The organism is Allostella sp. (assembly GCF_041913585.1).
Lineage (GTDB): Bacteria > Pseudomonadota > Alphaproteobacteria > ATCC43930 > Allostellaceae > Allostella.
In genome coordinates this window covers 40,627-63,950 of the sequence record NZ_JAYSFE010000006.1, presented here as the reverse complement: position 1 = coordinate 63,950, position 23,324 = coordinate 40,627, and the positions used below count along the sequence as shown (strand labels likewise).

At 71.7% G+C, this 23,324-nt stretch carries 20 protein-coding genes; 11 read left to right on the top strand and 9 right to left on the bottom strand.

Annotated elements, in window-relative coordinates:
- The 5 genes from ACE3Q3_RS02485 to ACE3Q3_RS02465 form a co-directional block, all read left to right on the top strand.
- Positions 1–798 (top strand): hydantoinase/oxoprolinase family protein (locus tag ACE3Q3_RS02485; RefSeq protein WP_374441303.1); only part of this gene is annotated, 798 nt, incomplete at its 5' end.
- A complete protein-coding gene (locus ACE3Q3_RS02480) occupies positions 795–2,375 on the top strand; it encodes a hydantoinase B/oxoprolinase family protein (protein WP_374441300.1) in 1,581 nt (526 codons plus the stop codon). The genes ACE3Q3_RS02485 and ACE3Q3_RS02480, both read left to right, overlap by 4 nt.
- A 220-nt stretch (positions 2,376–2,595) precedes the next feature.
- A complete protein-coding gene (locus tag ACE3Q3_RS02475) occupies positions 2,596–3,564 on the top strand; it encodes a TRAP transporter substrate-binding protein (protein WP_374441297.1) in 969 nt (322 codons plus the stop codon).
- A gap of 3 nt (positions 3,565–3,567) precedes the next feature.
- Complete coding sequence (locus ACE3Q3_RS02470) at positions 3,568–4,086, top strand: TRAP transporter small permease (RefSeq protein WP_374441295.1); 519 nt, start codon at positions 3,568–3,570, stop codon at positions 4,084–4,086.
- The gene (locus ACE3Q3_RS02465; protein WP_374441291.1) at positions 4,068–5,354 is read left to right on the top strand and encodes a TRAP transporter large permease; all 1,287 of its coding nucleotides are present in this window, start codon (positions 4,068–4,070) and stop codon (positions 5,352–5,354) included. The genes ACE3Q3_RS02470 and ACE3Q3_RS02465 overlap by 19 nt, the downstream gene beginning before the upstream one ends.
- Before the next feature lie 57 nt (positions 5,355–5,411).
- Here the strand turns inward: ACE3Q3_RS02465 and ACE3Q3_RS02460 are convergent, their stop codons facing one another.
- The 9 genes from ACE3Q3_RS02460 to ACE3Q3_RS02420 form a co-directional block, all read right to left on the bottom strand.
- Positions 5,412–6,407, bottom strand: a complete 996-nt coding sequence (locus ACE3Q3_RS02460; protein WP_374441289.1) for a TauD/TfdA family dioxygenase — start codon at positions 6,405–6,407, stop codon at positions 5,412–5,414.
- A gap of 142 nt (positions 6,408–6,549) precedes the next feature.
- Positions 6,550–7,806, bottom strand: a complete 1,257-nt coding sequence (locus tag ACE3Q3_RS02455) for a CinA family nicotinamide mononucleotide deamidase-related protein (RefSeq protein WP_374441286.1) — start codon at positions 7,804–7,806, stop codon at positions 6,550–6,552.
- 41 nt (positions 7,807–7,847) lie between these two features.
- On the bottom strand, positions 7,848–8,858 hold the full coding sequence (locus tag ACE3Q3_RS02450; protein WP_374441284.1) for an LLM class flavin-dependent oxidoreductase: 1,011 nt from the start codon (positions 8,856–8,858) through the stop codon (positions 7,848–7,850).
- A 72-nt stretch (positions 8,859–8,930) separates the two neighbouring features.
- On the bottom strand, positions 8,931–10,400 hold the full coding sequence (xylB, locus tag ACE3Q3_RS02445) for a xylulokinase (RefSeq protein WP_374441281.1): 1,470 nt from the start codon (positions 10,398–10,400) through the stop codon (positions 8,931–8,933).
- Positions 10,379–11,869 carry a glycerol-3-phosphate dehydrogenase gene (locus tag ACE3Q3_RS02440; RefSeq protein ID WP_374441278.1) on the bottom strand — a complete coding sequence of 497 codons (1,491 nt, stop codon included), beginning with the start codon at positions 11,867–11,869 and terminating at the stop codon, positions 10,379–10,381. Before ACE3Q3_RS02440 ends, xylB begins: the two co-directional genes overlap by 22 nt.
- A gap of 11 nt (positions 11,870–11,880) precedes the next feature.
- Entirely contained in the window at positions 11,881–12,549 is a 669-nt protein-coding gene (locus ACE3Q3_RS02435) for a class II aldolase/adducin family protein (protein WP_374441275.1), read from the bottom strand.
- Positions 12,550–12,562: 13 nt separating this feature from the next.
- Positions 12,563–13,606 (bottom strand): 2-hydroxyacid dehydrogenase, encoded by a 1,044-nt coding sequence (locus ACE3Q3_RS02430; protein WP_374441273.1) that lies wholly within the window; start codon positions 13,604–13,606, stop codon positions 12,563–12,565.
- Positions 13,599–15,164, bottom strand: coding sequence for an FGGY family carbohydrate kinase (locus tag ACE3Q3_RS02425; RefSeq protein WP_374441268.1), 1,566 nt, complete (start codon positions 15,162–15,164; stop codon positions 13,599–13,601). The genes ACE3Q3_RS02430 and ACE3Q3_RS02425 overlap by 8 nt, the downstream gene beginning before the upstream one ends.
- Positions 15,161–16,135: a sugar-binding transcriptional regulator gene (locus ACE3Q3_RS02420; protein WP_374441265.1), complete on the bottom strand. Its 975-nt coding sequence runs from the start codon at positions 16,133–16,135 to the stop codon at positions 15,161–15,163. Before ACE3Q3_RS02420 ends, ACE3Q3_RS02425 begins: the two co-directional genes overlap by 4 nt.
- Positions 16,136–16,316: 181 nt before the next feature.
- Here ACE3Q3_RS02420 and ACE3Q3_RS02415 point away from each other — a divergent pair, with 181 nt between their 5' ends.
- The 6 genes from ACE3Q3_RS02415 to ACE3Q3_RS02390 are packed head-to-tail and all read left to right on the top strand — an operon-like array spanning position 16,317 to position 23,224.
- On the top strand, positions 16,317–17,690 hold the full coding sequence (locus ACE3Q3_RS02415; protein ID WP_374441262.1) for an iron-containing alcohol dehydrogenase: 1,374 nt from the start codon (positions 16,317–16,319) through the stop codon (positions 17,688–17,690).
- A gap of 19 nt (positions 17,691–17,709) precedes the next feature.
- Entirely contained in the window at positions 17,710–19,029 is a 1,320-nt protein-coding gene (locus ACE3Q3_RS02410; RefSeq protein WP_374441259.1) for an extracellular solute-binding protein, read from the top strand.
- A gap of 59 nt (positions 19,030–19,088) precedes the next feature.
- Positions 19,089–20,000, top strand: coding sequence for an ABC transporter permease subunit (locus tag ACE3Q3_RS02405; RefSeq protein ID WP_374441256.1), 912 nt, complete (start codon positions 19,089–19,091; stop codon positions 19,998–20,000).
- 3 nt (positions 20,001–20,003) lie between these two features.
- Positions 20,004–20,924 carry an ABC transporter permease subunit gene (locus ACE3Q3_RS02400; RefSeq protein WP_374441254.1) on the top strand — a complete coding sequence of 307 codons (921 nt, stop codon included), beginning with the start codon at positions 20,004–20,006 and terminating at the stop codon, positions 20,922–20,924.
- Between the two features lie 12 nt (positions 20,925–20,936).
- On the top strand, positions 20,937–21,692 hold the full coding sequence (locus ACE3Q3_RS02395) for a glycerophosphodiester phosphodiesterase family protein (RefSeq protein ID WP_374441251.1): 756 nt from the start codon (positions 20,937–20,939) through the stop codon (positions 21,690–21,692).
- A 2-nt stretch (positions 21,693–21,694) separates the two neighbouring features.
- The gene (locus ACE3Q3_RS02390) at positions 21,695–23,224 is read left to right on the top strand and encodes an alkaline phosphatase (protein ID WP_374441247.1); all 1,530 of its coding nucleotides are present in this window, start codon (positions 21,695–21,697) and stop codon (positions 23,222–23,224) included.
- Positions 23,225–23,324: the final 100 nt, after the last annotated feature.

The following is a 23,324-nucleotide window of genomic DNA, read 5'->3' as shown; positions in this document are numbered from 1 at the left end:
CTGGCGCTGGGCGTGCAGCGGGTCGCCAACGCGGCGATGGTGCGGGCGCTCGCCCGGGTCACCGTCGAGCGCGGCGTCGACGGGCGCCAATGCACGCTGCTCGCCTTCGGCGGCGCCGGGCCGATGCATGCGGTCGGCCTGGCGCGCGAGTTCGGCATCGCCGACATCCTGATTCCCCGCTTCTCGTCCGCCTTCTCCGCGCTCGGCTGCGTCGTCGCCGACATGAGCTACACCCAGCAGCAGGCCGTCCGCCTGCTGAGCCATGCCTGGGACGCCGGGCGCTTCCAGGCGCTCCACGACGGGATGCTGGCGACGCTGACCGAGCCGCTCGCCCGGCAGGGTCACGAGGCCGACGCCGTCACCGTCGAGCGCACCGCGCTCGTCCGCTATGTCGGCCAGAGCTACGCCGTCGAGGTGCCGTTCGCGCTGCCGCTCGACCTCGACCGGCTCGGCGCCGACTTCCGCCGCCGGCACCACGAGATCTACGGCTACGCCACCGCCGAGGAGTGGGAGATGCAGAGCCTGCGGATGCGGGCCTCGGTGCCCCGCCGCACGCGGTTCGGATCCGTGTCCGCCCCGGCCGCCGCCCCGCAGCCGCTCTCCGTCGGCCCGTGCTGGTTCGAGGCCGCGGCGCCGCACCCGACGCCGCGCTTCGAGCGCGACCAGCTCCCGCCCGGCTGGCGCCTCGACGGGCCCGCCATCGTCGAGGATGCGTGGTCGACGATCGTCGTGCCGCCCGGCTGGAGCGTCGCCGCCGACGCCATGGGCCATCTCCGCATCCGCGAGGCCGTCCGATGAGGAACGAGGTCGATCCCTTCACCGTCGAGGTCATCCGCCACGCCCTGACCGCGGCCGCCGAGGAGATGTCCTTCGTCGTCATGCGCTCGGCGCGCTCGCCCCTGCTGCGCGAGGCGGGCGACCTGTCCTCGGCGATCACCGACCACAAGGGCGACCTCATCGCCCAGGGCCGCGACATCCCGATCCATCTCGGCGTCATGAGCTTCACGGTGAAGAAGTTCCTGGAGCGGGTGCCGGCCGACCGGCTGCGGCCGGGCGACGTCTGGTTCCTCAACCTGCCGGAGGTCGGCGGCAACCATCTCCCGGACGTCAAGGCGATCCGGCCGATCTTCCTCGAGGGCGCCCTCTTCGCCTTCGCCGTCAGCCTCGCCCACTGGGGCGACATCGGTGGCGCCTGGGCCGGCAGCTATTTCGCCGCCGCCACCGAGACCTGGCAGGAGGGCGTGCGCATCCCGCCGCTCCGCCTCGTCACCGCCGAGGGCGTCGACGCCGAGAAGCGCGACTTCCTGCTTGCCAACCTGCGCGGGCCGGCCGAGCGCGAGGGCGACCTGCTGGCCCAGGTCGCCGCCACCCGGGCCGCCGAGATCCGCCTGGAGCGGCTCTGCGAGGAGCATGGCGCCGCCACCATCCGGGCTGCCCTCGACCGGCTCGACGACCTCTCCGAGGCGCAGATGCGCGAGGCGATCGCCGGCCTGCCGGACGGGGTCTGGGACGGTGAGGATTTCCTCGACGACGACGGCCCAGGCGGGCGCCCCGCCGCCATTCGCGTCCGCATCGAGATCGCCGGCGACCGCGCGCGCTTCGACTTCTCCGCCACCGACGACGCCGTCGCCGGCCCGCTCAACACCACGCCCTTCGTCGCCATGGCCGCCGTCTATTACGCCATCAAGGCGGTCGCCGGCCCGGAGATCCAGCCGAACGGCGGCTGCTACCGGGCCCTCGACGTGATGACGCGGCCCGGCTCGATCCTGGAGCCGGGCATCGACCGCCCCGTCGTCGGCGGCAACCACGAGACCTCGCAGCGCGCGGTCGACGCCATCATGCGGGCGCTGGCCCAGGCGGTGCCGGAGCGGCTGACGGCCGGCGGGTCGACGACGGCCGGCCTCCTGATCTTCGGCGGGCGCCGCCGCGACGGCGCCATCGGCACCTTCTACGAGACCCATGGCGGCGGCGAGGGCGCGCGCATCGACCGCGACGGCCAGCCGGTCGTCCGCGTCCACCTCACCAACACCATGAACACGCCGGTCGAGATCGTCGAGGCCGAGTACCGGATCCGCGTCGACGCGCAGCGCCTCCGGCCGGGGTCGGGCGGTGCCGGACGGCATCGCGGCGGCGACGGCATGGTGCGCGCGTACACGGTGCTGGCCGACGACCTCTCGCTCACCACCATGTTCGAGCGCCGGGTCGTGCCGCCCTACGGGCTCGCCGGCGGGCAACCCGGCCTGCCCTTCCGCTGCACGCTGCACCGGGCCGACGCCCCGCCGCGCGAGTTGCGCGGCAAGGAGAACCTCGCGCTCCGCAGCGGCGACCGCGTGGTGATGGAAACCTCCGGCGGCGGCGGCTACGGACAGGATTGAGCAACATTTTCCATGACGGCGATCGGGCTTGACCGTCGCCGGACGAATCCCGAAAGATGAAAACTCCGTAATCCCCGGTCTTCCGGCGAATGGTTGCGGGTCAATGGTGTCCGTCGGCGTAGAGCAACTTCGCCGGCGGCGCTGAATTAAGGCGCGCCCACCGGCGCAGCCATGGGAGGAAGACATGGTGGCTTGCTCGGCAAGAGTGGCCGGAATGGGCGTGGCTGCCCTTCTGGCATTTTCCGCAGGCGGTTCCGCGGCCTGGGCCCAGGCCAAGGAACTGAGCATGGGCAACGTCAACCCGCCCAGGCACGGCACGTCGCTCGCGGCCCAGCATTTCGTCGACAAGGTGGCCGAGCTTTCGGGCGGGAAGATCAAGATCGCGCACCACCATTCCGGTGCGCTCGGCGGCGAGCGCGAGGTCGCGCAGCAGATCCAGCTCGGCGCCGTCGACTTCGGACCGATCACGACGGCGCCGCTCTCGACGCTGATCCCCGAGATGTCGGTGTTCCAGCTCCCCTACATCTTCCGCGACTACCAGCACCTCTTCAAGACGCTCGACGGCGACGATACGGTCGTCAAGTACTACTCGGGCGTGCTCGACAAGAAGGGGCTGAAGCTGGTCGGCTTCATCGCCGCGGGCTATCGCGGCATCTACGGCCATCACCCGATCAACTCGCTGGCCGACGTCAAGGGCAAGAAGATCCGGGTCCAGGAGGACAAGATCCTGGTGGCAACCTTCAAGGCGCTCGGCATGATCTCGACCCCGATCGCCTTCCCGGAAGTGGCGACCGCCTTGCAGACCAAGGTCATCGAGTTCGGCGAGGGCGGGATCAACACCTTCTATCACAACAAGTTCTACGACATCGTGAAGAACGTCGCCGACGTCCGGCACACGCACCAGGCGGTCGCCCTCATCATGGCGAAGGGGACCTGGGCGAAGCAGGATGCGGCCGGCCAGAAGGCGATCACGGATGCCTGGGTCTCGGCGCGGGACTTCAATCGGAAGTTCATCCTCGACGAGGACAAATCGATCCAGGACGACGTCCGCGCCAAGGGCGTGGCGATCACCAAGCCCGACGCCGCGCCCTTCCGTGACGCCACCAAGAGCGTCTACGAGGAGTTCTACGCGACGCCGGCCGGCAAGGACGCGCGCAAGATCGTCGATCACATCCTGGCGGTGAAGTAGCCCATGGCGCAGGTCCATGGCGGCGGGTCCGGCGAGGACCCGCCGCGCGGGGCATTGGCGCGCTTCTATGACGGGCTCGGCCATGTCGGCGGGGTGATCCTCGCCGTCATGACCGCGGCCGTCTTCGTGCAGGTGCTGTTCCGCTATGCCGGAGTGACGGTGATCGACGGGCTGGAGGAAATCCCCCGCTTCCTCTTCATCTGGCTCGTCATGATCGGGTCCGCCGCCGCCATGTGGCGCAACGAGCACACGATGCTCGACTATTTCGTGAAGCTGCTCGGCCCGCGCGGGCAGGCCGTCGCGCGCATCGCCTCCGTCGGCGCCTGCATCTGGGTCTTCGTCTACCTGATCGACCTCAGCTGGACGCTGGTGCCGAACGCGCAATTGCAGACCAGCGCCGGCCTCGAACTGCCGCTCGGCTACGTCTTCGCCGCCCTGCCGGTCGGCGCCGTCCTCATCCTGGTGCCGCTCGTCCGCCAACTCGTCGAAGCCGTGAGGGCGCTATGGCCGAAACGCTCCTGATCTTCTTCGTCGTCTTCATCGTGCTGGGGACGCCGATCTCGATCGCGCTCGGCGTCGGCGCCTTCGGCGCGGCGATCTTCTATCCGGTCCTCAATCCGATCATCGTGCCGACCCGCTTCGTCGGCCTGCTCTCGGACTCCTACCTGCTGCTGTCGGCGCCGCTCTTCATCCTCGCCGGCAACATCGCCGCCCGCGGCGGCGTCGCCCGCGTCATCATCGACCTGGCGACGGCGGTGGTCGGGCGGTTCCGCGGCGGCCTCGCCTACGTCAACGTCGCCGACAGCATGGTGTTCGGCGGCATCTCCGGTTCCGCGGTGGCCGACGTGGCGGCGCTCGGCACCTTCCTCATCCCGCAGATGGAGCGCAAGGGCTACGACCGCGACTTCGCGACCGCGCTGACGGTGGCGACGGCGGTGGTGGCGCCGATCATTCCGCCGTCCATCATCGCCGTCATCTATGCCTGGATGGCGGACCAGTCGGTCGCCGCCATGTTTGCGGCGGGCGTCATTCCGGGACTGCTGGTCGGGCTCGGCATGGCGGTGCCGGTCTTCGTCATCTCGCGCAGGCGCAACTACCCGCGCGAGGCGCCGCCGACGCTCCGGCAGTTCCTGAGCGTGCTGCTGGCCGCCCTGCCGGCCCTGATGATCCCCGTCATCATCATGGGCGGCATCATGTTCGGCCTCTTCACGCCGACCGAGGCGGCGGCGGTGGCCGCGGTCTATGCGCTCGTCGTGCCGCCGATTTTCTACCGCCAGCCGTCATGGCGCGAACTGCCGGCGATCTTCGCCGATTCGGCGCGGCTGTCGGGGGTGATCGGCCTCATCATCGGCTTCGTCGGCGCCTTCGGCTGGGTCCTCACCTATTCGAAGTTCCCCTTCCAGGTGGCCGAGGCGATCTCGCAGATCGCGCCGCACTGGTTCGTCTTCATCTTCATGGTCATCGTCCTCTACCTCATCCTCGGCACCTTCCTGACCCCGTCCGAGATCATCCTGGTCACGGTTCCCGTCCTCTTGCCGGTGGCCGAGGCGGTCGGCGTCCACCCGATCCATTTCGGGCTGGTCTGCGTCGTCGCCTCGGCGATCGGGCATGTGACGCCGCCGGTCGGGCTCTGCCTCTTCGTCGGCATGGCGGTGAGCGGACTGCCGATGGAGAAGGTGGTGCCGCCGCTCCTGCCCTTCATCGCCGCCATCGCGGCGGTGCTGCTGCTGCTGGCGATGTTCCCCGAGGTGTCGCTCTTCCTGCCGCGCCTCCTCGGCTTCATCACCTAGCGAAAGGGGCCGCCGGATCGCTCCGGCGGCCCCTCGTCCGATGTTCGGCGCGGCGGATCAGCCGCGAAACTGGCGCCGGTCGCCCTTGCGCAGCCAGAGGCGCAGCAGGTGGCGCCGCTTCTCCGGCTCGTCATGGTCGACATAGGGCGTGCGGCCGTGGACGATGATGCGGTTGTTCAGGATCTGCATCTGCCCCGGCTCCATGAAGAAGTCGTGGCGGTGCGCCGGATCGCCGAGGAACGCGTCCATCAGGTCGACCGCGCGCACGCCCGCCTCGTCGAGCACCCGGCCCGTCTTGGCGTAGCCGCGGCGGATGACGCGGGCGTTGAAGCGGATGCGCAGCCCGCCGTCCGCCTCGACCTGGAAGATCGGATACCAGTTGTTCCGGGCCGCGTCGGCGGCCTGGTACTCCTGGTGATGGCGGTAGAACGGTTGGTAGAGCCGGTCGACCAGATCCGGATGCTCGGTGAGGAAGTGGTTCTGCGCCGCATAGGCGCTCGACAGCGAACTCATGCCGCCGGACTTGGCGGTCTGGAGGCAGAGCAGGCTGATGTAGTTCGGCGGCGCCTCGCCCATCGAGCTGTCGTTGTGCATGTCCAGCCCCTCGGGGGTGAGCGCCGTGCGCGTCTCCCCGGTATAGGGCTGGCCGTCATGGCGGACGTCGTAGATCATCGTGCCCGGCCAGTCCTGCGCGACGGGCGGCTCCAGGAGGCTGAGGACGAGCCAGTAGACGTCGGTCAGCTCGCGCTTCGACCAGCGGTCGACGGGCAGCCGGTCGAGGATGACGAAGCCGAGCCCGTCGTCGAGACGCTGCTTGATGCCGCCCATCCAGCGGCGGCAGGCCGACATCTCGAAATGCTCGGGCACCAGGATCAGGGTCGGGACCGGCGCCTTGCGCTGCTCTGCGACGATGGCGTCGAGCTCGGCCAGGCACTCGTCCGGCAGCCGGACGACGAAATCCTCGTCGCGCAGCTGCGGGCCGAGCCAGGCGCGCGGCGACAGCGCCGGCCGGGTGGCGGAGGGACGCTCCAGGGTTGCGGTATCGCTCGACATGGCGGGTTGGGGCTCCACCGAGAACTGCGACAGACGACGAGTAGGCCGACCAGCGGCCGCTCCGGTCAAGCGGGAATGTCGCCGGGGCCGAATTCAGGTCGGCCGCGTGTCCCGCGAAGTGGAAGCCCCGGGCCGGTCCTCCTCACACCTTCTCGAAGTCGATGCGCTCGGCGACCGGCAGGCCCAGCAGGAAGCGGCGCAGACAGTCGAGGCCCATCTCGGTGGCGCCGAGCCGCACCCATTCCCGGCCGCCCAGCAGGCGCGCCTCGCGCGTCTCGACCCGGCCGCCGCCGGCGACGGCGATGCGGATGGTGCCGCCGAGATCGATGCGGTCGCCGCCCTCGTCGAGATCGACCAGCACCGCCAGGGCATGGCTGGCGCCGCTCGCATCGGCGAGGCTGCGGGCGAGCGCCACCGCCGGCTCGGCCTCGGGCAGCGCCGCCAGCCCCGCCGCGGCGGCGAGCTGGCCGGGGTCGCGGCTGACGATCGCGCGCCGCAGCACCCGCTCGGCACCCGGCTGCGGTCCGAAACGGGCGGCGATCTGGCCGCCGGTGAAGGTCTCGGCGACGGCGAGCGTGCCGCCGGCGGCCACCAGGGCCGCCAGCACCTCGCCCTCCAGCGTGCGGTCGTCCTCGGCGACGATGAAGTTGCCGAGGCGCTGGCGCACGAAGGCGGTCACCGGCGCCAGCTTGCGCTCGACCTCCTCCATGTCGCGGCCGCGGACGGTGATCTTGGTCTCGAGCTGGGGATAGTGGGCGCGGAAGCCGAGCTTGACCCCGCCGTCCGGCGCCAAGTCCTCGAGCCCGGCCAGCATCGCGTCGGCACGCGATTCGCCGATGCCGTAGGAATGGAACCGCTTGAGATGGATCACCGCCTGCACGCCGCTCTTCTTCAGCAGGCGCGGGATGATCTGCTCCTCCAGCATGCGGCGCAGTTCGCGCGGCACGCCGGGGGTGAAGAAGAAGCGGGCGCCGTCGATGTCGAGGGCGAAGCCGCAGGCGGTGCCGACCGGGTTGTCGAGGATTTCCGCGGTCGACGGCAGCATCGCCTGCTTGCGGTTGTTGGGCGGCATCACCCGGCTGCGGCGCTGGAAATATTCCTCCATCCGCGCCAGCCACTCCTCGCTCAGCACCAGTTCGACGCCGGCCGCCTTGGCTGCCATCTCCTGCGACAGGTCGTCGACGGTCGGGCCCAGCCCGCCATTGACGATGACCGCGTCGGCCCGGGACGCCGCCAGCCGGAAGGCCGCCATCAGGCTGTCGCGGTCGTCGCCGACCGTCGTGCCCCAGACCACCGTGAGGCCGAAATCCTCCAGCTTCTGGCTGATGTAGCTGAAGTTGCTGTTGACGATCTTGCCGGTCAGGACTTCGTCGCCGGTACACAGGATCTCGATGCGCATGGAGCGGCCTCGGGCGGGGAGCGGGTTGGGGTCCGGGGGGTTCAGGCGGGCAGCAGTTCGCGGGCGAGCAGTTCGTAGCTGCGATGGCGGGCGCCTTCGTCGTGCGCCCAGGTGACGATCGCGATCTCGTCGAGCGCGAGGCGCCGGGCGAGGTCGCGGATGCGCTCGCCGACCTCGGGCCCGGTGCCGACGAAGGCGTTGCGCCGCATCTCCTCGATCCGCTCGCGCTCCATGTCCGTGTAGGCGTGGGCGGCGGCCTCCTCGGGCGATTCCAGGGGGAGGAAGATGCCGCGGTCGCGGAAAAGCCGCCAGCGGGCGCGCGGCGTGAAATGGTACTGCGCCTCCTCCGCGGTATCGGCCGCCAGCGCCCAGACGCAGATGCCGGCCCGCGGCGCGGGATGGCGCGGACTGGGCCGGTAGGTGCTGCGGTAGAGGTCGAGCGCCTGCTGCCCGCCACGGCCGTCGGTGAAGAACCAGGCGAAGCTGTAGGGCAGCCCGAAATGGGCGCCGACGCGGGCGCCGAAGTCCGAGCTGCCGAGGATCCAGACCTCGGGCACCGTCTCGCCCTGGGGATAGGCCTGGACGGCGCGGAACGGGTGCCCCTCCGGCAGGGGCTCGCCCGCGAGCCAGCACTGGATGTCGCGGACGTCGCTCGGGAACTGGTCGGGACGCTCGTTGGCGAGCGGGTTGAGGGCAAAGGCCGTGCGCCCGTCCGAGCCGGGGGCGCGCCCGAGGCCCAAGTCGATGCGCCCCGGCGCGATCGCGTCCAGCACCCGGAACTGCTCGGCCACCTTGTAGGCGGAATAGTGCGGCAGCATCACCCCGGCGCTGCCGACGCGGATGCGGCGGGTGGTGGCGGCGATGGCGGCGATCAGGATTTCCGGCGCCGAGCCGACGATGGTCGGGTGGTTGTGATGCTCGGACACCCAGAAGCGATGGTAGCCGAGCGCCTCGCAATGGCGGGCGAGCGCGATCGTGTCGCGGATCGCCTGGCCCTGCGGGCGGCCGGCGGCCGCGATCGACTGATCGAGGATGGAGACGGTGAGAGGCAAGGGAGGCTCCCGCTGGCGGGTATTGGGCGGAATCTGCCGCCGATCATACTCCGCCCCGCCGCCGATGCACCCTCAGTGCCGCGGGTGCGCCCGGAACCGCGCGCGCTTGGCGGCCAGCGCCAGGGCGAGGTCGGCCCGCGGCTCGGCGGCGTAGACCAGCGCCGGCACGCGGCCGACGAGCGGCCCGCCGGCGCCCGCGCGCGCCAGCCGCGCGGCGCCGAGCGCCGGACCGACCGCGGCATTGTCGGCGACCGTCACCGGCCGGCCGGTCGCCGCGGCGATGAGATCCGTCCACAGCCGGCTGCGCGCCCCGCCGCCGACCATGGCGAGCGGTCCCGTTACGGATGCGCCGGTCGCGGCGAGGGCGTCCTGACAATCGGCGATGGCGAGCGCCACGCCCTCCATCACCGCCTGCGCGAGCTGGAGCCGTCCGGTCGCGAAGGAGAGGCCGGAGAAGCAGGCGAGGAGGCCGGGATCGTCGTGCGGCGTGCGCTCGCCCGCGAGGTAGGGAGTGAAGACCGGCGTCTCCGCGGGCGACAATCCCGCCGCCTCGACTGCGGCGACGAGCCGGCCGACGTCCGGCTCGTTTAGGAGACCGGCGACCCAGGTCAGGGCGGCCGCCGCCGACAGGATCACCGCCTGCTGGCAGAAGAGGCCGGGCACGGCATGGCGGTGGGTGTGCATCCCCTGCCCGATCGAGGAGCGGAAGCTGCGGCTGGCGACGAAATAGACCCCGGACGTGCCGAGGCTGACGAAGGCGGCGCCGTCCGTCACCGCACCGGCGCCGACGCCGCCGCACATGTTGTCGCCGCCGCCGCCCGCGACCGGCAGACCGGGCGGCAGGCGCCAGCGCTGGGCCAGTTCGGGCGCCACGGTTCCCGACCCCTCCCGGCTCTCGACCAGCCGCGGCAACTGCTCCCGCCGGACGCCGCAGGCGTCGAGGATCGCCGGGTGCCAGTCGCCGGCCGCGGTGTCCATCAGGAGCGTCGCCGAGGAGTCGGCACGATCGGAGGCGGCCTCCCCCGTCAGGCGCCAGCGCACATGGTCCTTGGGCAGCAGCACGTGGCGGGCCGCCGCCAGCACGTCCGGCTCGTGCCGGGCGAGCCAGAGCAGCTTCGGCGCCGGGAAGCCCGGCATCGGACGGCTGCCGGTGATGGCGGCGAAGCCCGGAACCGCCTGCTCCAGCGCCGCGCCCTCGGCCGCCGCCCGGCCGTCGTTCCACAGGATCGCGGGACGGAGCGCCCGGCCGTCGCTGGCGATCGCCGCCACCCCCAGCATCTGGCCGGAGAGGCCGAGGCCGGCGACCCGTGCCATGTCGCCCGGATGGTCCGCCGCCAGGCGGTCGAGCGCGGCCGCCGTCGCCGTCCACCAGGCGTCCGGATGCTGCTCGGCCCACCTCGGCCGCGGCCGGTCGACGGCGAGCGGGGCCGCCGCCTCGGCGACCACGTCGTCGCCGTCATCGACCAGCACCGCCTTGACCGAGGAGGTTCCGATGTCGATGCCGAGCCAGAGCGGCCCGGTCAGGCCTCTGCCGCCAGCCATCGCGCGAACCCCTCCCGTTCGCCGGGCGCGAGGTGCAGCCCGTGCTTGGTGCGGCGGTCGAGGATGTCCTCGGCGGTCCGCGCCCATTCGTGGCGCATCAGATAGCGGGCCTCGCAACCGTAGAACAGCCCGCCGAAATGCGGGCCGAGGCCGGCCGCGTCGCCCACCCCGTCCAGCACCCGCTCGGCCCGGCTGCCGTAGAGCCGGGCGAGATGGCGGGCGAGGCCGGCCGGCAGCCACGGCCGGGCGGCGGCGAAGCCGGCGAGGAAGCGGTCGAAATCGGCATCCGGCAGGTCGCCCCCCGGCAGCGGCGCCGCCGCCGTCCAGGCCGGGCCGAGGCCGGGGAAGAAGGGGGCGAGTTGCTTCAGCGCATGCTCGGAGAGCTTGCGGAAGGTCGTGATCTTGCCGCCGAAGGCCGACAGCATCGGCGCCTGCCCCTCGGCCGAGTCGAGGTCGAAGACGTAGTCGCGGGTGACCGCGCTCGGGTTCTCGGCCGCGTCGTCGTAGAGCGGGCGGACGCCGGAATAGGCGTGGACGACGTCGTCGCGGCCGAGCTGCCGCCGGAAGTAGCGGTTGACCACCGCGAGCAGGTAGTCGATCTCGCGATCGTCGATCGCCACGTCCTCCGCCCGGCCCTCGTAGGGGATGTCGGTGGTGCCGATGAGGCAGAGGTCGCCCTCGTAGGGATTGACGAAGATCACCCGCCGGTCGTCGTTCTGCAGCAGATAGGCGTGGCCGCCCTCCCAGAACTTCCGCACGACGATGTGGCTGCCCTTGACCAGGCGGACATTGCGGGCCGAGTTCTGTCCCGCCACCCGGCCGATGACGTCCTTGACCCAGGGTCCTGCGGCGTTGACCAGCACGCGGGCGCGGACCGTCTCCCGGCCGGCCGGACCCGCCAGGTCCGCCCGCCAGAGGCCGCCTTCGCGCCGGGCCGAGAGGCAGGCCGTGCGCGGCAGGATGCGGGCGCCGCGCTCGGCCGCGTCGATCGCGTTGAGCACGACGAGGCGCGAATCGTCGACCCAGCAGTCGGAATATTCGAAGCCGATCCGGGGCGGGTCGGCCAGCGCCGCCCCCTCCGGCGCCCGGCGCAGATCGAGCGTGCGGGTACCCGGCAGCCGCTCCCGGCCGCCGAGATGGTCGTAGAGGAAGAGGCCGAGCCGGACCAGCCAGGCCGGCCGCGCCGACGCCCGGTGCGGCAGCACGAAGCGCATCGGCCAGATGATGTGGGGCGCCGCCCGGAGCAGCACTTCGCGCTCGATCAACGCCTCGCGGACCAGCCGGAACTCGTAATATTCGAGATAGCGCAGGCCGCCATGGACGAGCTTGCCCGAGCGCGAGCTCGTCCCCTGACCGAGGTCGTCCTTCTCGCAGAGCACGACGGAGAGGCCGCGCCCGGCCGCGTCGCGGGCGATGCCGGCGCCGTTGACGCCGCCGCCGACGACGATCAGGTCGACCGTTTCGGGCATGGCGGGCGTCCTCAGGCCGGCTTGCGGTCCTGCAGGCCGTAGGTGGCGAAGCCGCGGCTTGTGTCGGCGATCTCCGCCTTCGACAGCAGCACCGGCCCGCCCGGCAGCATCAGGGAATGGTAGTACTGCCGGGCGATGGTCTCGAGTTCGACCGCGAGCCACATCGCCTTGTCGAGGTTGGCGCCCATGGCGATCATGCCGTGGTTGGCGAGGAGGCAGCCGTTGCGCCCCTCCAGCGCCTTCAGCGCGTTGGCGGAGAGCTCGGGCGTGCCGTAGGTCGCGTAGTCCGCGCAGCGGATCTCGTCGCCGCCGAAGGCCGCGATCATGTAGTGGCAGGACGGGATCTCCCGCCGGGCGATCGCCAGCACCGTGGCGAAGGTCGAATGGGTGTGGACGACGGCGCCGGCATCCGGCCTGGCGCGCAGGATGTCGCGGTGGAACCGCCATTCCGTCGAGGGCTTCAGCGGCCCGTCCCAGGCGCCGCTGTCGTCGTCGATCGCCATCGAGCAGATGAGCTCGGGCGTCAGCTGGTCGTACGGGGTGGCGCTCGGCGTCACCAGCATCCGGTCGCGCCACCGCGCCGAGATGTTGCCGGACGTGCCCTGGTTGAAGCCCGAGGCGTTCATCCACAGGCACTTGTCGATGATCGCCTGGCGCAGGGCGCGCTCGTCCTTCTTCACTGGCGGTATCTCCTCAGCAGGGTTGCAGGGGCGGTTCGCCCGCGAGGTGGCGGCGGACCTCGTCGGCGACCCGCGCGGCGGCATGGGCGACCGTGCGCAGCGAGGCGCCGGCGATGTGCGGGGTCAGCGTGACGTTGGGCAGGCGCAGGAGCGGCCAGTCCGGCGGCGGCGGCTCGATCGCGAAGGTCTCCAGCATGGCGCCGCGCAGATGGCCCGAGGCGAGCGCATCGTACAGCGCGTTGTGGTCGACCAGCGGCCCGCGGGCGGTGTTGACGAAGACCGCCCCGGGCCGCATCCGCGCGAAGGCCGCCGCGTCCATCATCCGCGTCGTCTCCGGCGTCACCCGGGCGTGCAGGGAGACGACGTCCGAGCCCGCCAGCAGCGCCTCGAAGGGCACCTGCTCGACCCCCGCGGCGCGATCCTCCTCCGCCACCGCGACATAAGGGTCGGTGACCAGGACGCGACTGCCGAACGCGCGCAACAGGCGGACGACGCGGCGGCCGATCGCGCCGTAGCCGACGACGCCGACGGTCATCTCGGACAGTTCCCGGCCGGTCATGTCGGCGCGATAGAGGTCGCCCCGCCATTGGCCGCGGCGCAGGCTCTCGTGCCCGGCGCGGATCAGCCGGGTCTCGGCCAGGATGGCGCCGATGGTGAATTCCGCCACGGCGCTGGCGTTGCGGCCGGGCACGTTGACCACCTCGAGGCCGCGCCGCCGGGCGGCGGCCACGTCGATGTTGACCGGCCCGCCGCGCGACACGGCGACGAGCCGCAGCGCCGGCAGCCCGGCCATCATCGCGTCGGAGAGCGGCGCCAGATGGGTGACGAGGACCCGGGCGTCGCCGACGAAGCGGACGATCTCCGCCGGGTCGCCGCAATATTCGCGCAGGCCGGCCAGGGGCGAGTCCGCCGCGGCGTCCTCCATCGGCGCGTCCGGCCACGGCAGGTCGAGCGCGCGCACCGTCAGCCCCTCGCCGCAGGCGGCGCAGAGCGCGTCCCGGAACGACTGCGAACGCATGAAGCGATCGCCGACGATGGCGACGACGGGGCTAGGCATCGGCGGCGGCGCGGGCGGCGGCGAGCCGGTGCCAGACGGGCGGCATCGCCATGCGGGCGGCGAGATAGGCGGGGAAAAGGCGCTCGTAGGTCGCAGCCAGAGCGGGATCCGGCGCCACCGCCTCGCCGAGATGGGGTGTGACCCAATGGTCGGCGCAGGCCTGCATGTCGGCATGGATGCCGAGGCAGACGGCCGCCATCATCGCCGCGCCGGCCGCCCCCGCCTCCTCGCGGTCGACGGTGCGGACGGATGCGCCCAGGCTGGCGGCCAGCATCGATCGCAGGACGCGGCTGCGGGCACCGCCGCCCGAGACCCGCACTTCCCGCGGCAGCGGCCCCATCGCCTGGTAGCAGTCGCGCGCGGCGAGCGCGATGCCCTCGAAGACGGCCCGCACGAGGTCGGCATGGCCGTGCCGGGTGGAGAGGCCGAGGAAGCCGGCCCGCGCGTCGCTGTCGACGAACGGGCCGCGCTCGCCGCCCTCGGCGATGTAGGGCTGGAAGAGCAGCGCCCCGGCCGGCGCCGCCTCCATCAGCCGGTCGACGCCGGCGAGCAGGTCCTGCCGTTCGCGCCGCACCCCCTCGCTCGCCAGGATGCCGGCGACGAGGTCGAGCACCCAGTCGATGTTGAGGGTGGCCGCCAGGTTCGACTGCATCTGCGCCAGCGTGTCCGGCACCGGGAAGGCGATGGTATAGCCGGTGCGGTCGGCCGGCAGCGCGACCGCGCCCGGGCCGCGCACCAGCCGCATGTGCATCCCGGTCGAGCCGACGATGCTGGTCCCGGCCGTGCCGGAACGGTCATAGAGACCGGCCCCCAGGGCCGAGCAGACGATGTCGATGAAGCCGAGGACGACCGGCGTTCCCGCCCGCAGCCCGGTCGCGCGCGCGGCGGCGGCCGACAGCCGCCCGTGGCGACGGGTGCCGTCGACGATCTCCGGCAGCAGCGCCCGCCGGTGGGCGAGGTCGAGCGCCGCCAGCACGGCCGGGCTGTAGTCCCGGGTGCGGAAGTCGCCGAAGGACAGCGTCGCCTCGGACGGATCGGTCGCCCGCTCGCCCGTCAGGCGAAGGTAGAGCCAGTCCTTGCAGTGGAAGGCGGTGGCGGCGGCGGCCAGCATCTCCGGCCGGTGGCGCTCCAGCCAGAGCAGTTGCGGTCCTTGCTGACAGGCGGCGATGCCGGTGCCGGTGGCGGCGAACCGGGCGGCGTCGCCCGCGCTCCGGCGGAGTTCGTCGGCGATGCGGCCGGCGCGGGCGTCGAGCCACAGCAGGGCCGGCCCCGCCGGATCGCCCGCGCGGTCGGCGAGCCAGGTCCCGTCCCCCTGCCCGGTCACCGCCAGCCCCGCGGTGCGGCGGACGAGGTCCGGAACCCGATCGGCGAGCCGCCGCAGCGTCTCCGCCGTGGCGCGCCAGGTCGCCGCCATGTCCTGCTCGGCGCCGCCGCCCGGGGTCGCCTGCCAGCGGTTCGGAACCGCGGCGACGGCGACCGGGTCGCCGCCGAGGCCGAAGGCCACCGCCTTGATGACGGAGGTGCCGGCGTCGATGCCGACGAGCAGCGGTTCCGTCATCCGGCACCGCGCCGGGAGGTCCCCCGCGGGCGCTCGACGCGGTCGACCAGGACGCGCGCCGTGCGCTCGTCGGTGATGAGCCCCTTGAGGAGGCCGCTCGCCAGGATCGCGGCGATGGCGTCGACCTTGGCGGCGCCGCCGGCGATCGCGACCATGCGGGCGCGCCGCAGATCCTCGAGGTCGAGCGTCAGGGTGCGGCGGCTGACCTCGGTCTCGACCGCCCGGCCGGCGCGGTCGAAGAACCAGCCCAGCACCTCGCCGCAGCCGCCGTCACGCCGCACCTGCTCCATGTCGGCGCGGTCGAGCATGCCGGTGGCGATCAGCGAGGCCTGTTTCTCGACGGCGCCGAGGCCGACGAAGAGCAGGCTGGCGCGCCGCGCCAGGTCGAAGACTTCGGCGACGCCGCGCTGGGCCATCAGCACCGCCCGGTCCTCGACCGAATTGGCGACGAAGGGCACCGGCAGGACGTAGGCTTCCGCCCCGGTGCGGTCGGCGAGGCGATAGATGACGTCGTGCGGGTTGGCGGAGAATTTCCGCGTCAGGCCGCCCAGCAGCGAGACGAACCGCGTCCGGTGCAGCGACATGCGGACGAGATTGTCAGCGCAGGCGGCGAGCGTGCGGCCATGGCCGACGCCGATCAGCGTGTCGTCGTCGCGCTCCAGCACGCCTTTCAGATATTGCGCCCCGACGATGCCGAGCGCTTTGATCGGCAGCGGATCGTCGTCCAGCACCGGGACGACGCGGCAGAGGTCGAGCCCGTGGGCGGCGGCGAGGACGCCTTCCATCTGGGCGCACTCGGCGATCTCGCCGTCGATGAAGACCCGCACCAGCCCGTCGCGTACCGCCCGGGCGACCAGCCGGTGCGCCTTGAGCCGGGTGATGCCGAGGCGCTCGGCCACCTCCGACTGGGTCAGGCCGCCGGCATAGTGCATCCAGGCCGCCCGCGTCGCCAGGCCGATCTCGTCTTCCATCCCCGCCTCCGGCGCCGCCAGATCGGAACTTATGTTCGGTCGTTGAAATAATGTTCGCACGGCGAAGCGCTGTCAAGCGCCATCGCCGCCGTCATCGCTCCGACACAATAGTATCGTATCCTATACAAATGTTCGCCGGCATGATATCCCTCGCGGCCGTCGGTGACAGGGCTGGAGAACCATGGACGGCACGTCCGACAGGCTCGATCGCGCGGTGCGGGGTGCAGCCGTCACCCGCGAGGTGGTGCTGGAACGGGGCGCTTCGGCGGCCCTGCCGGACCTGCTGACCCGCCATTTTCCGGACACCCGCTTCCTCCTCGTCGCCGACGGGAACACCTGGTCCGCGGCCGGCGGGGCCGCAGCCGCCACCCTCTCCGCCCGCGGCCTCGCGCACGAGGCGCTGGTGCTGCCGGGCCACCCGCGCCTGAAGCCGCGGGTCGCCCATGCCGAGGCGATCGCCGGGCGCATCGCCGAGGCCGACGCCGTTCCGGTGGCGATCGGGGCGGGGGTCATCAACGATCTCGTGAAACGCGCGGCCGCGGTCGCCGGCCGCCCCTATGCGGTCGTCGGCACCGCCGCCTCGATGGACGGCTACGCCGCCTCCGGGGCGGCCCTTCTCGACGGCGAGTTCAAGCGTACCCTGCCCTGCCCGCCGCCCGTCGCCGTGCTGGCCGACCTCGACGTGCTGGCGGCGGCGCCGCGGCGGATGGCCGCCTGGGGCTACGGCGATCTCGCCGGCAAGGTCGTGGCCGGCGCCGACTGGCTTCTCGCCGACGCGCTCGGCGAGGAGGCGATCGCGCCCGAGGTGTTCGCCCTCGTCCAGTCCGGCCTGGAGGAGTGGCTGCAGCGGCCGGAACGGCTGGCCGCCGGCGACCCGGATGCGCTGGGCGGGCTGATGGGCGGCCTGCTGGTGACCGGCTTCGCCATGCAGGCGCACGGCACCTCGCGGCCGGCGAGCGGCAGCGACCACCAGTTCGCGCACCTGTGGGAGATGGAGGGCCTCGCCGTCGGCGGCGAACCGGTCGCCCATGGCGCCTGCGTCGGCATCGGCACCGTCGCCATGCTGGCCCTTTACGAGTGGCTGCTGGCGCAGGACCCGCGGATCCTGGACATCGAGCGCGCGGTGGCCGCGCAACCGTCGATCGGGGACCAAGCCCGGACGGTCGCCGCCGCCTTCCGCGTGCCGGACATGGCGGCGAGCGCCGCCGCCGAGGTCGCCGCCAAGCGTCCGACGCCGGACCGGCTGCGCCGGCGCCTGGTGCGGCTTGCCGAAACCTGGCCCGACCTCCGGCCGCGGCTCGCCGCGCGCCTGCCGTCGGCCGCCCGCATGCAGGCGCGCCTTGCCGCCGCCGGCGCGCCCGCGCACCCCTGCGAGATCGGCGTCGGCCCGGCCGCCATGGCCGCCGACTATCGCCGCGCCCGGCTGATCCGCCGGCGCTACACCCTCCTCGACCTGCTGGCCGACATGGGCCGGCTCGACGAGGCGGTCGCTTCGCTGTTCGCGCCCGACGGCTTCTGGGGCGCGCCGGCGAACCGCAGTCCCAACGCGACATAATCCCCAAGGGAGGATCCTCATGGCCTTCGTCGGACGCAACCTGCTGCTCGCCGGCCTGCTGCTCGGCACCGCCGCCGCCCCGGCGGCCGCCCAGCGGGTCGAGGTGCAATGGTGGCACGCCATGGGCGGCGTGCTCGGCGAGCGCGTCAACGAGCTGGTCAAGGGCTTCAACGAGGCCCAGGACAAGTACACCGTCACCGCCGTGCACAAGGGCAACTACGACGAGGTCATCAACGGCACCATCGCCGCCTACCGCGCCAAGCGCCAGCCGCACATGGTGCAGATCTACGAGCGCGGCTTCATGACCATGCTGCTCTCGGACGCGATCGTTCCGGTGCACCAGTTGATGAAGGAGCAGAAGTACGACGTCGACTGGTCGGACTTCATCAAGCCGGTCGCCGGCTTCTACACCTACAAGGGCAATCTGATGACGATGCCCTTCAACTCCTCGACGCCGATCCTCTGGTACAACAAGGACCAGTTCGCCAAGGCGGGCTTCGACAAGCCGGCCGCAACCTGGCAGGAGCTGGAGAAGCAACTCTACGCGATCAAGGCCAAGGGCGCGGCCGAGTGCGGCACCTCGCTGGCCGGCGACTATTTCTGGAGCCTGATCGAGAACTACAGCGCCATCAACGACCAGCCCTTCGCGACGAAGTCGAACGGCTTCGACGGTCTCGACACCGAGTTCGTCTACAACAAGACCAAGGTGGTCGGGCAGGTGACCCGCCTCAAGAAGTGGCTCGACGACGGCGTGCTCCAGCTCGCCGGCACCGGCCTCAGCCCGCAGCAGCTCTTCGCGTCGGGCAAGTGCGCGACCTACGTCTCGTCGACCGCCGACCACGGCGCCATGGAGCGCAACGCCACCATCCCGTGGAGCGCCACCTTCCTGCCGCACGAGGCCGACGTGGCGGAGCCGCGCAACAGCACGATCGGCGGCGCCACCATCTGGGTGCTGAAGGGCCACAAGCCGGAGGAGTACGCGGGCGTCGCCGCCTTCTTCAACCACCTCGCCGGCACGAAGACCCAGGTCTGGTGGCACAAGGTCACGGGCTACGTGCCCTTGACCAACGCCGCCTACAAGGCCGCCAAGGGCGAGGGCTACTACAGCCAGTTCCCGACCCGCGAGATCGCCGTCCTCCAGCTTTCGCGCGGCACGCCGACCCAGAACTCGCTCGGCTTCCGCTTCGGCAACTTCACCCAGACCACCTTCGCGCTGCGGCAGGAGATGGAGGCGGTGATGACCGGCAAGAAGTCGCCGCAGCAGGCGCTCGACGATTCCGTCAAGCGCGGCAACGACATCCTGCGGCAGTTCGAGAAGCTGAACCAGGGCAAGTACTGAGGCTGCGGAGGGGGCGCCCCGAGGGGCGTCCCCTCCCGACCCTTCCGGGACATCCGACCATGGCCGGCCGACGCCGGGAATCCGGGCTGAAGCGTGCGCATTTCGCGGAGCCGGGCACCGCGGCCCTGCTGCTGCTGCCGCAGCTCGGGATTCTCCTCCTCTTCTTCTTCATCCCCTCGATCCGGGCGCTCGCCCAGTCGTTCCTGCTCTCCGACCCGTTCGGAACGACGGTGCAGTTCGTCTGGTTCGACAATTTCGCCGCCCTCTTCCGCAGCCCGGAATATCGGGATTCGATCTGGGTCACGGTGTGGTTCACGCTCGCCCAGAGCGCGCTCACCCTGGCGATCGCGGGCGTGCTCGCCTTTGCGACCGACCGGGTGATCCGCCTGCGCTCGGCCTACAAGATGGTGCTGCTGCTGCCCTATGCGATCGCCCCGGCGATCGCCGGCATCCTCTGGGCCTTCCTCTTCAACCCGGCGGTCGGGCCGATCGCGCATGCGCTGCACGCGGTCGGCATCCCCTGGAACCCCAACCTGAACGCGACCGACGCCCTCGTCCTGGTGACGCTGGCCGCGACCTGGAAGCACATCTGCTACGACTACATCTTCCTCGTCGCCGCGCTCCTGGCGATGCCGCAGTCGCTGCTCGAGGCGGCCGCCGTCGACGGCGCCGGGCCGCTGCGCCGCTTCTTCCTCATCGCCATGCCGATGATCGGCCCGACGATCTTCTTCCTGGTGGTGATGAACTTCGTCTACGGCTTCTTCGACACCTTCGCGATCATCGACGCCGTCACCCGCGGCGGCCCGGCCGGTGCCACCAACATCCTCGTCTACAAGGTCTACCAGGACGGGTTCGTGAACCTGGACCTGGGATCGTCGGCGGCACAGTCGGTGATCCTGATGCTGTCCGCCCTGCTCCTGACGCTGCTGCAGTTCCGCTACGTCGAGCGCAAGGTGAACTATGACGTGTGAGCCATGATCGAGCGCACCCCCGTCCTCGACGTCGTCTGCCACGGCATCCTGATCCTCGGCGCCGCACTGGTCTGCCTGCCGATCTACTTCGCCTTCGTCGCCGGCACGCTGACGATCCAGGAGGTGCAGCAGGTGCCGCTGCCCTGGCTGCCCGGCGACCGGCTCGTCGAGAATGCCCGGACGGCCTGGGAGAAGGGCAATTTCGGCCGGCTCTTCGTCAATTCGGCGATCGTCGCCGTCGGCATCACCGTCGGCAAGATCGCCGTCTCGATGCTGTCGGCCTTCGCGCTCTCCTATTTCCGCTTCCGCTGGCGGATGACGGCCTTCTGGCTGATCTTCGCCTCGCTGATGCTGCCGGTCGAGGTGCGGATCGTGCCGACCTTCGAATCCGTCGCCAACGCCGCCCTGCCGCTGCAGTGGGTCGTCGACGGGCTCGACGTCGCCGGCTGGTGGCAGGCGCTGACCGGCAATCGGATCGAGATCGCGCTGCAATGGAACATGGTCGACACCTATGGCGGCCTCATCCTGCCGCTGATCGCGTCGGCCACCGCCACCTTCCTTTTCCGCCAGTTCTTCCTCACCATCCCCGAGGAGCTCTGCGAGGCGGCGCGCATCGACGGCGCCTCGCCCTGGCGCTTCTTCCGCTCGATCCTGCTGCCGCTCTCCACCGGGAACATGGTGGCGCTGGCGATCATCCTCTTCCTCTACGGCTGGAACCAGTATCTCTGGCCGCTGCTCTTCACGACCGACAAGAACATGGCGACCGCCGTCATCGGCCTGAAGCACCTGATCCCGCGCTCGGACATGGAGCCGGCCTGGAACATCGCCATGAACGCCGCCCTCATCACCATGCTGCCGCCGGTCGTGGTCGTCGTCGCCCTCCAGCGCTGGCTGGTGAAGGGCCTGGTGGACAGCTCGAAATAGGATTCCTCGCGCATGGTCAGGATCGTCGCCCACCGCGGTGCCCGGAACCTCTGGGCCGAGAACAGCCTCTCCGGCTTCCGCCGGACCGCGGCGCTCGCCGCCGACGCCGTCGAGTTCGACGTCCACGGCACCAGGGACGGCGGGGTCGTCGTCATCCACGATGCGACCCTGGACCGCACGACGCATGCGACCGGCCTCGTCGCCGACCGCACCGTGGCCGAACTGGCCGAGGTCCGCCTGCGCGACGGCCATGGCGACACGGTGCCGACGCTGGAGCAGGTGCTGGAGGTCTTCCGCCCGACCGGCTACGAGATCCAGCTCGAGATCAAGACCGACGCGCTGGGCCGGCCCTATGCCGGGCTGGAGCAGAAGTGCATCGACATCGCGCGCCGCCTCGGCCTGATCGAGCGCACGCTGTTCACGAGCTTCGCGCCCGAGGTGCTGGAGAGGATCCGGGCGATCGATCCGAAGGCCGGCCTGCTCGCCTCGGTCGACCGCCGCTCGGCCGAGATGATGCGCGGCGCCGGCCCGATGCTCGACCGTTTCCTGGCGCTGGAGGGCTGCCACATCGCGGTCGAGCGCAACCTGATGATGACCGACCCCGACTGGTTCGTCCGCCGCATCGGCAGCGACCGGGTCGGCGTCTGGATGGCCAACACGGTCGACGAGATCCGGCACTGGATGGGCCAGCCGATCCGCCAGATCACGACCGACCGGCCGGACCTCGCCATCCTCGAGCGCGACGCCATCAAGCAGAGCGGGGGCTGACCATGCTCCGCCTGTCCCGACGGCGGCTGCTCGCCGGCGCCGCCGCGCTCGCCCCGCTGGCCGTGCTGCGCCACGGGCGGGCACAGTCGACCGACCCCTTCACGCTGGGTATCGCCTCGGGTGCGCCGCGGCCCGACCGCGTCGTGCTGTGGACCCGGCTCGCGCCGCAGCCGCTGGAGGGCGGCGGCATGCCGGACCGGCCGGTGCCCGTGGAGTGGGAACTGGCCGAGGAGGCGCACTTCGCCCGCATCGTGCGCCGCGGCACCTTCCAGGCCCTGCCCGCCCAAGGCCACACCGTCCATGCCGAGCCGGCAGGGCTCGAACCCGGCCGCACCTATTGGTACCGCTTCCGCGCCATGGGGGCGGAGAGCCCGGTCGGGCGCACCCGAACGGCGGCCGCCGACGGCACCGCGCTCGACCGCTTCCGCTTCGCCTTCGCCTCCTGCCAGATGTACGAGCATGGCTACTTCTCGGCCTACCGCCACATGGCGAAGGACGATCTCGACCTCGTCGTCCATCTCGGCGACTACATCTACGAGATGTCCTGGGGGCGCCGGCACGTCCGCCGGCACAACGGCGCGATTCCGACCGATCTCTGGGAGTTCCGCGACCGCTGGGCGCTCTACAAGGGCGACCCCGACCTGCGCGCCGCGCACGAATCCGCCCCCTGGGTCGCGATCTGGGACGACCACGAGGTCGCCAACGACTACACGGGCGACCGCTCGCCCAGGACCGACGACCCGGCGCAGTTCCTGCGCATCCGGGCCGCCGCCTACCAGGCCTACTGGGAGCACATGCCGCTGCCGATGGCGGCGGCGCCCGAAGGGGCGGCGCTGCGGATTTACGACCGCTACCGCTTCGGCGACATGCTCGACCTGACGCTCCTCGACGACCGCCAGTACCGCTCGCACCCGGCCTGCGGGGCCGGCCGCGCCGGCGCGCCCCACACGGCCGATTGCGAGGAGCGCCGCGATCCCGGGCGCACCATGCTGGGCGCCGAGCAGGAGCGCTGGTTCGCCGAGCAGATGGGCCAGGCCCGCGGGCGCTGGACCGTCATCGCCCAGCAGACCCTGATGGCCGAACTCGACCGCAAGGCGGGCGACGGCAAAGGCTACTGGATGGACGGCTGGGACGGCAACGCCGCGTCCCGCGACCGCCTGCTGGCGGCGATCGCCGAGCGCCGGCCGTCGAACCCGGTCGTCATCAGCGGCGACGTCCACGCCTTCTGGGTCGCCGACCTCAAGCGGGACTTCGCCGACCCGTCCTCGCCGACGATCGCCAGCGAGATCGTCGGCACCTCGATCACCTCCCAGGGGCCGAGCGAGGCCGCGATCCGCACCGGCCTCGCCGAGAACCCGCACATCCGCTACGCCCGCGGCGACAAGCGCGGCTATGTCCGCATGACGCTGGAGAAGCAGGCGGCGCGCGCCGACCTTCTCGCCGTCGACGATCCCTTCGAGCCGAACTCCGAGGTCCGGCCGCTCGCCGCCTTCGCCATCGAGAACGGCCGGCCGGGCGCCGTGCCGGCCTGAGCCGGATCAGCCGCAGATCGCCTCCGCCCGCGCCGCGAGGCGGCCGGCGACGTCGATGACCGGCGCACCCGGGGGCGCGGGCGGGGCGCCGGGCGGGGCG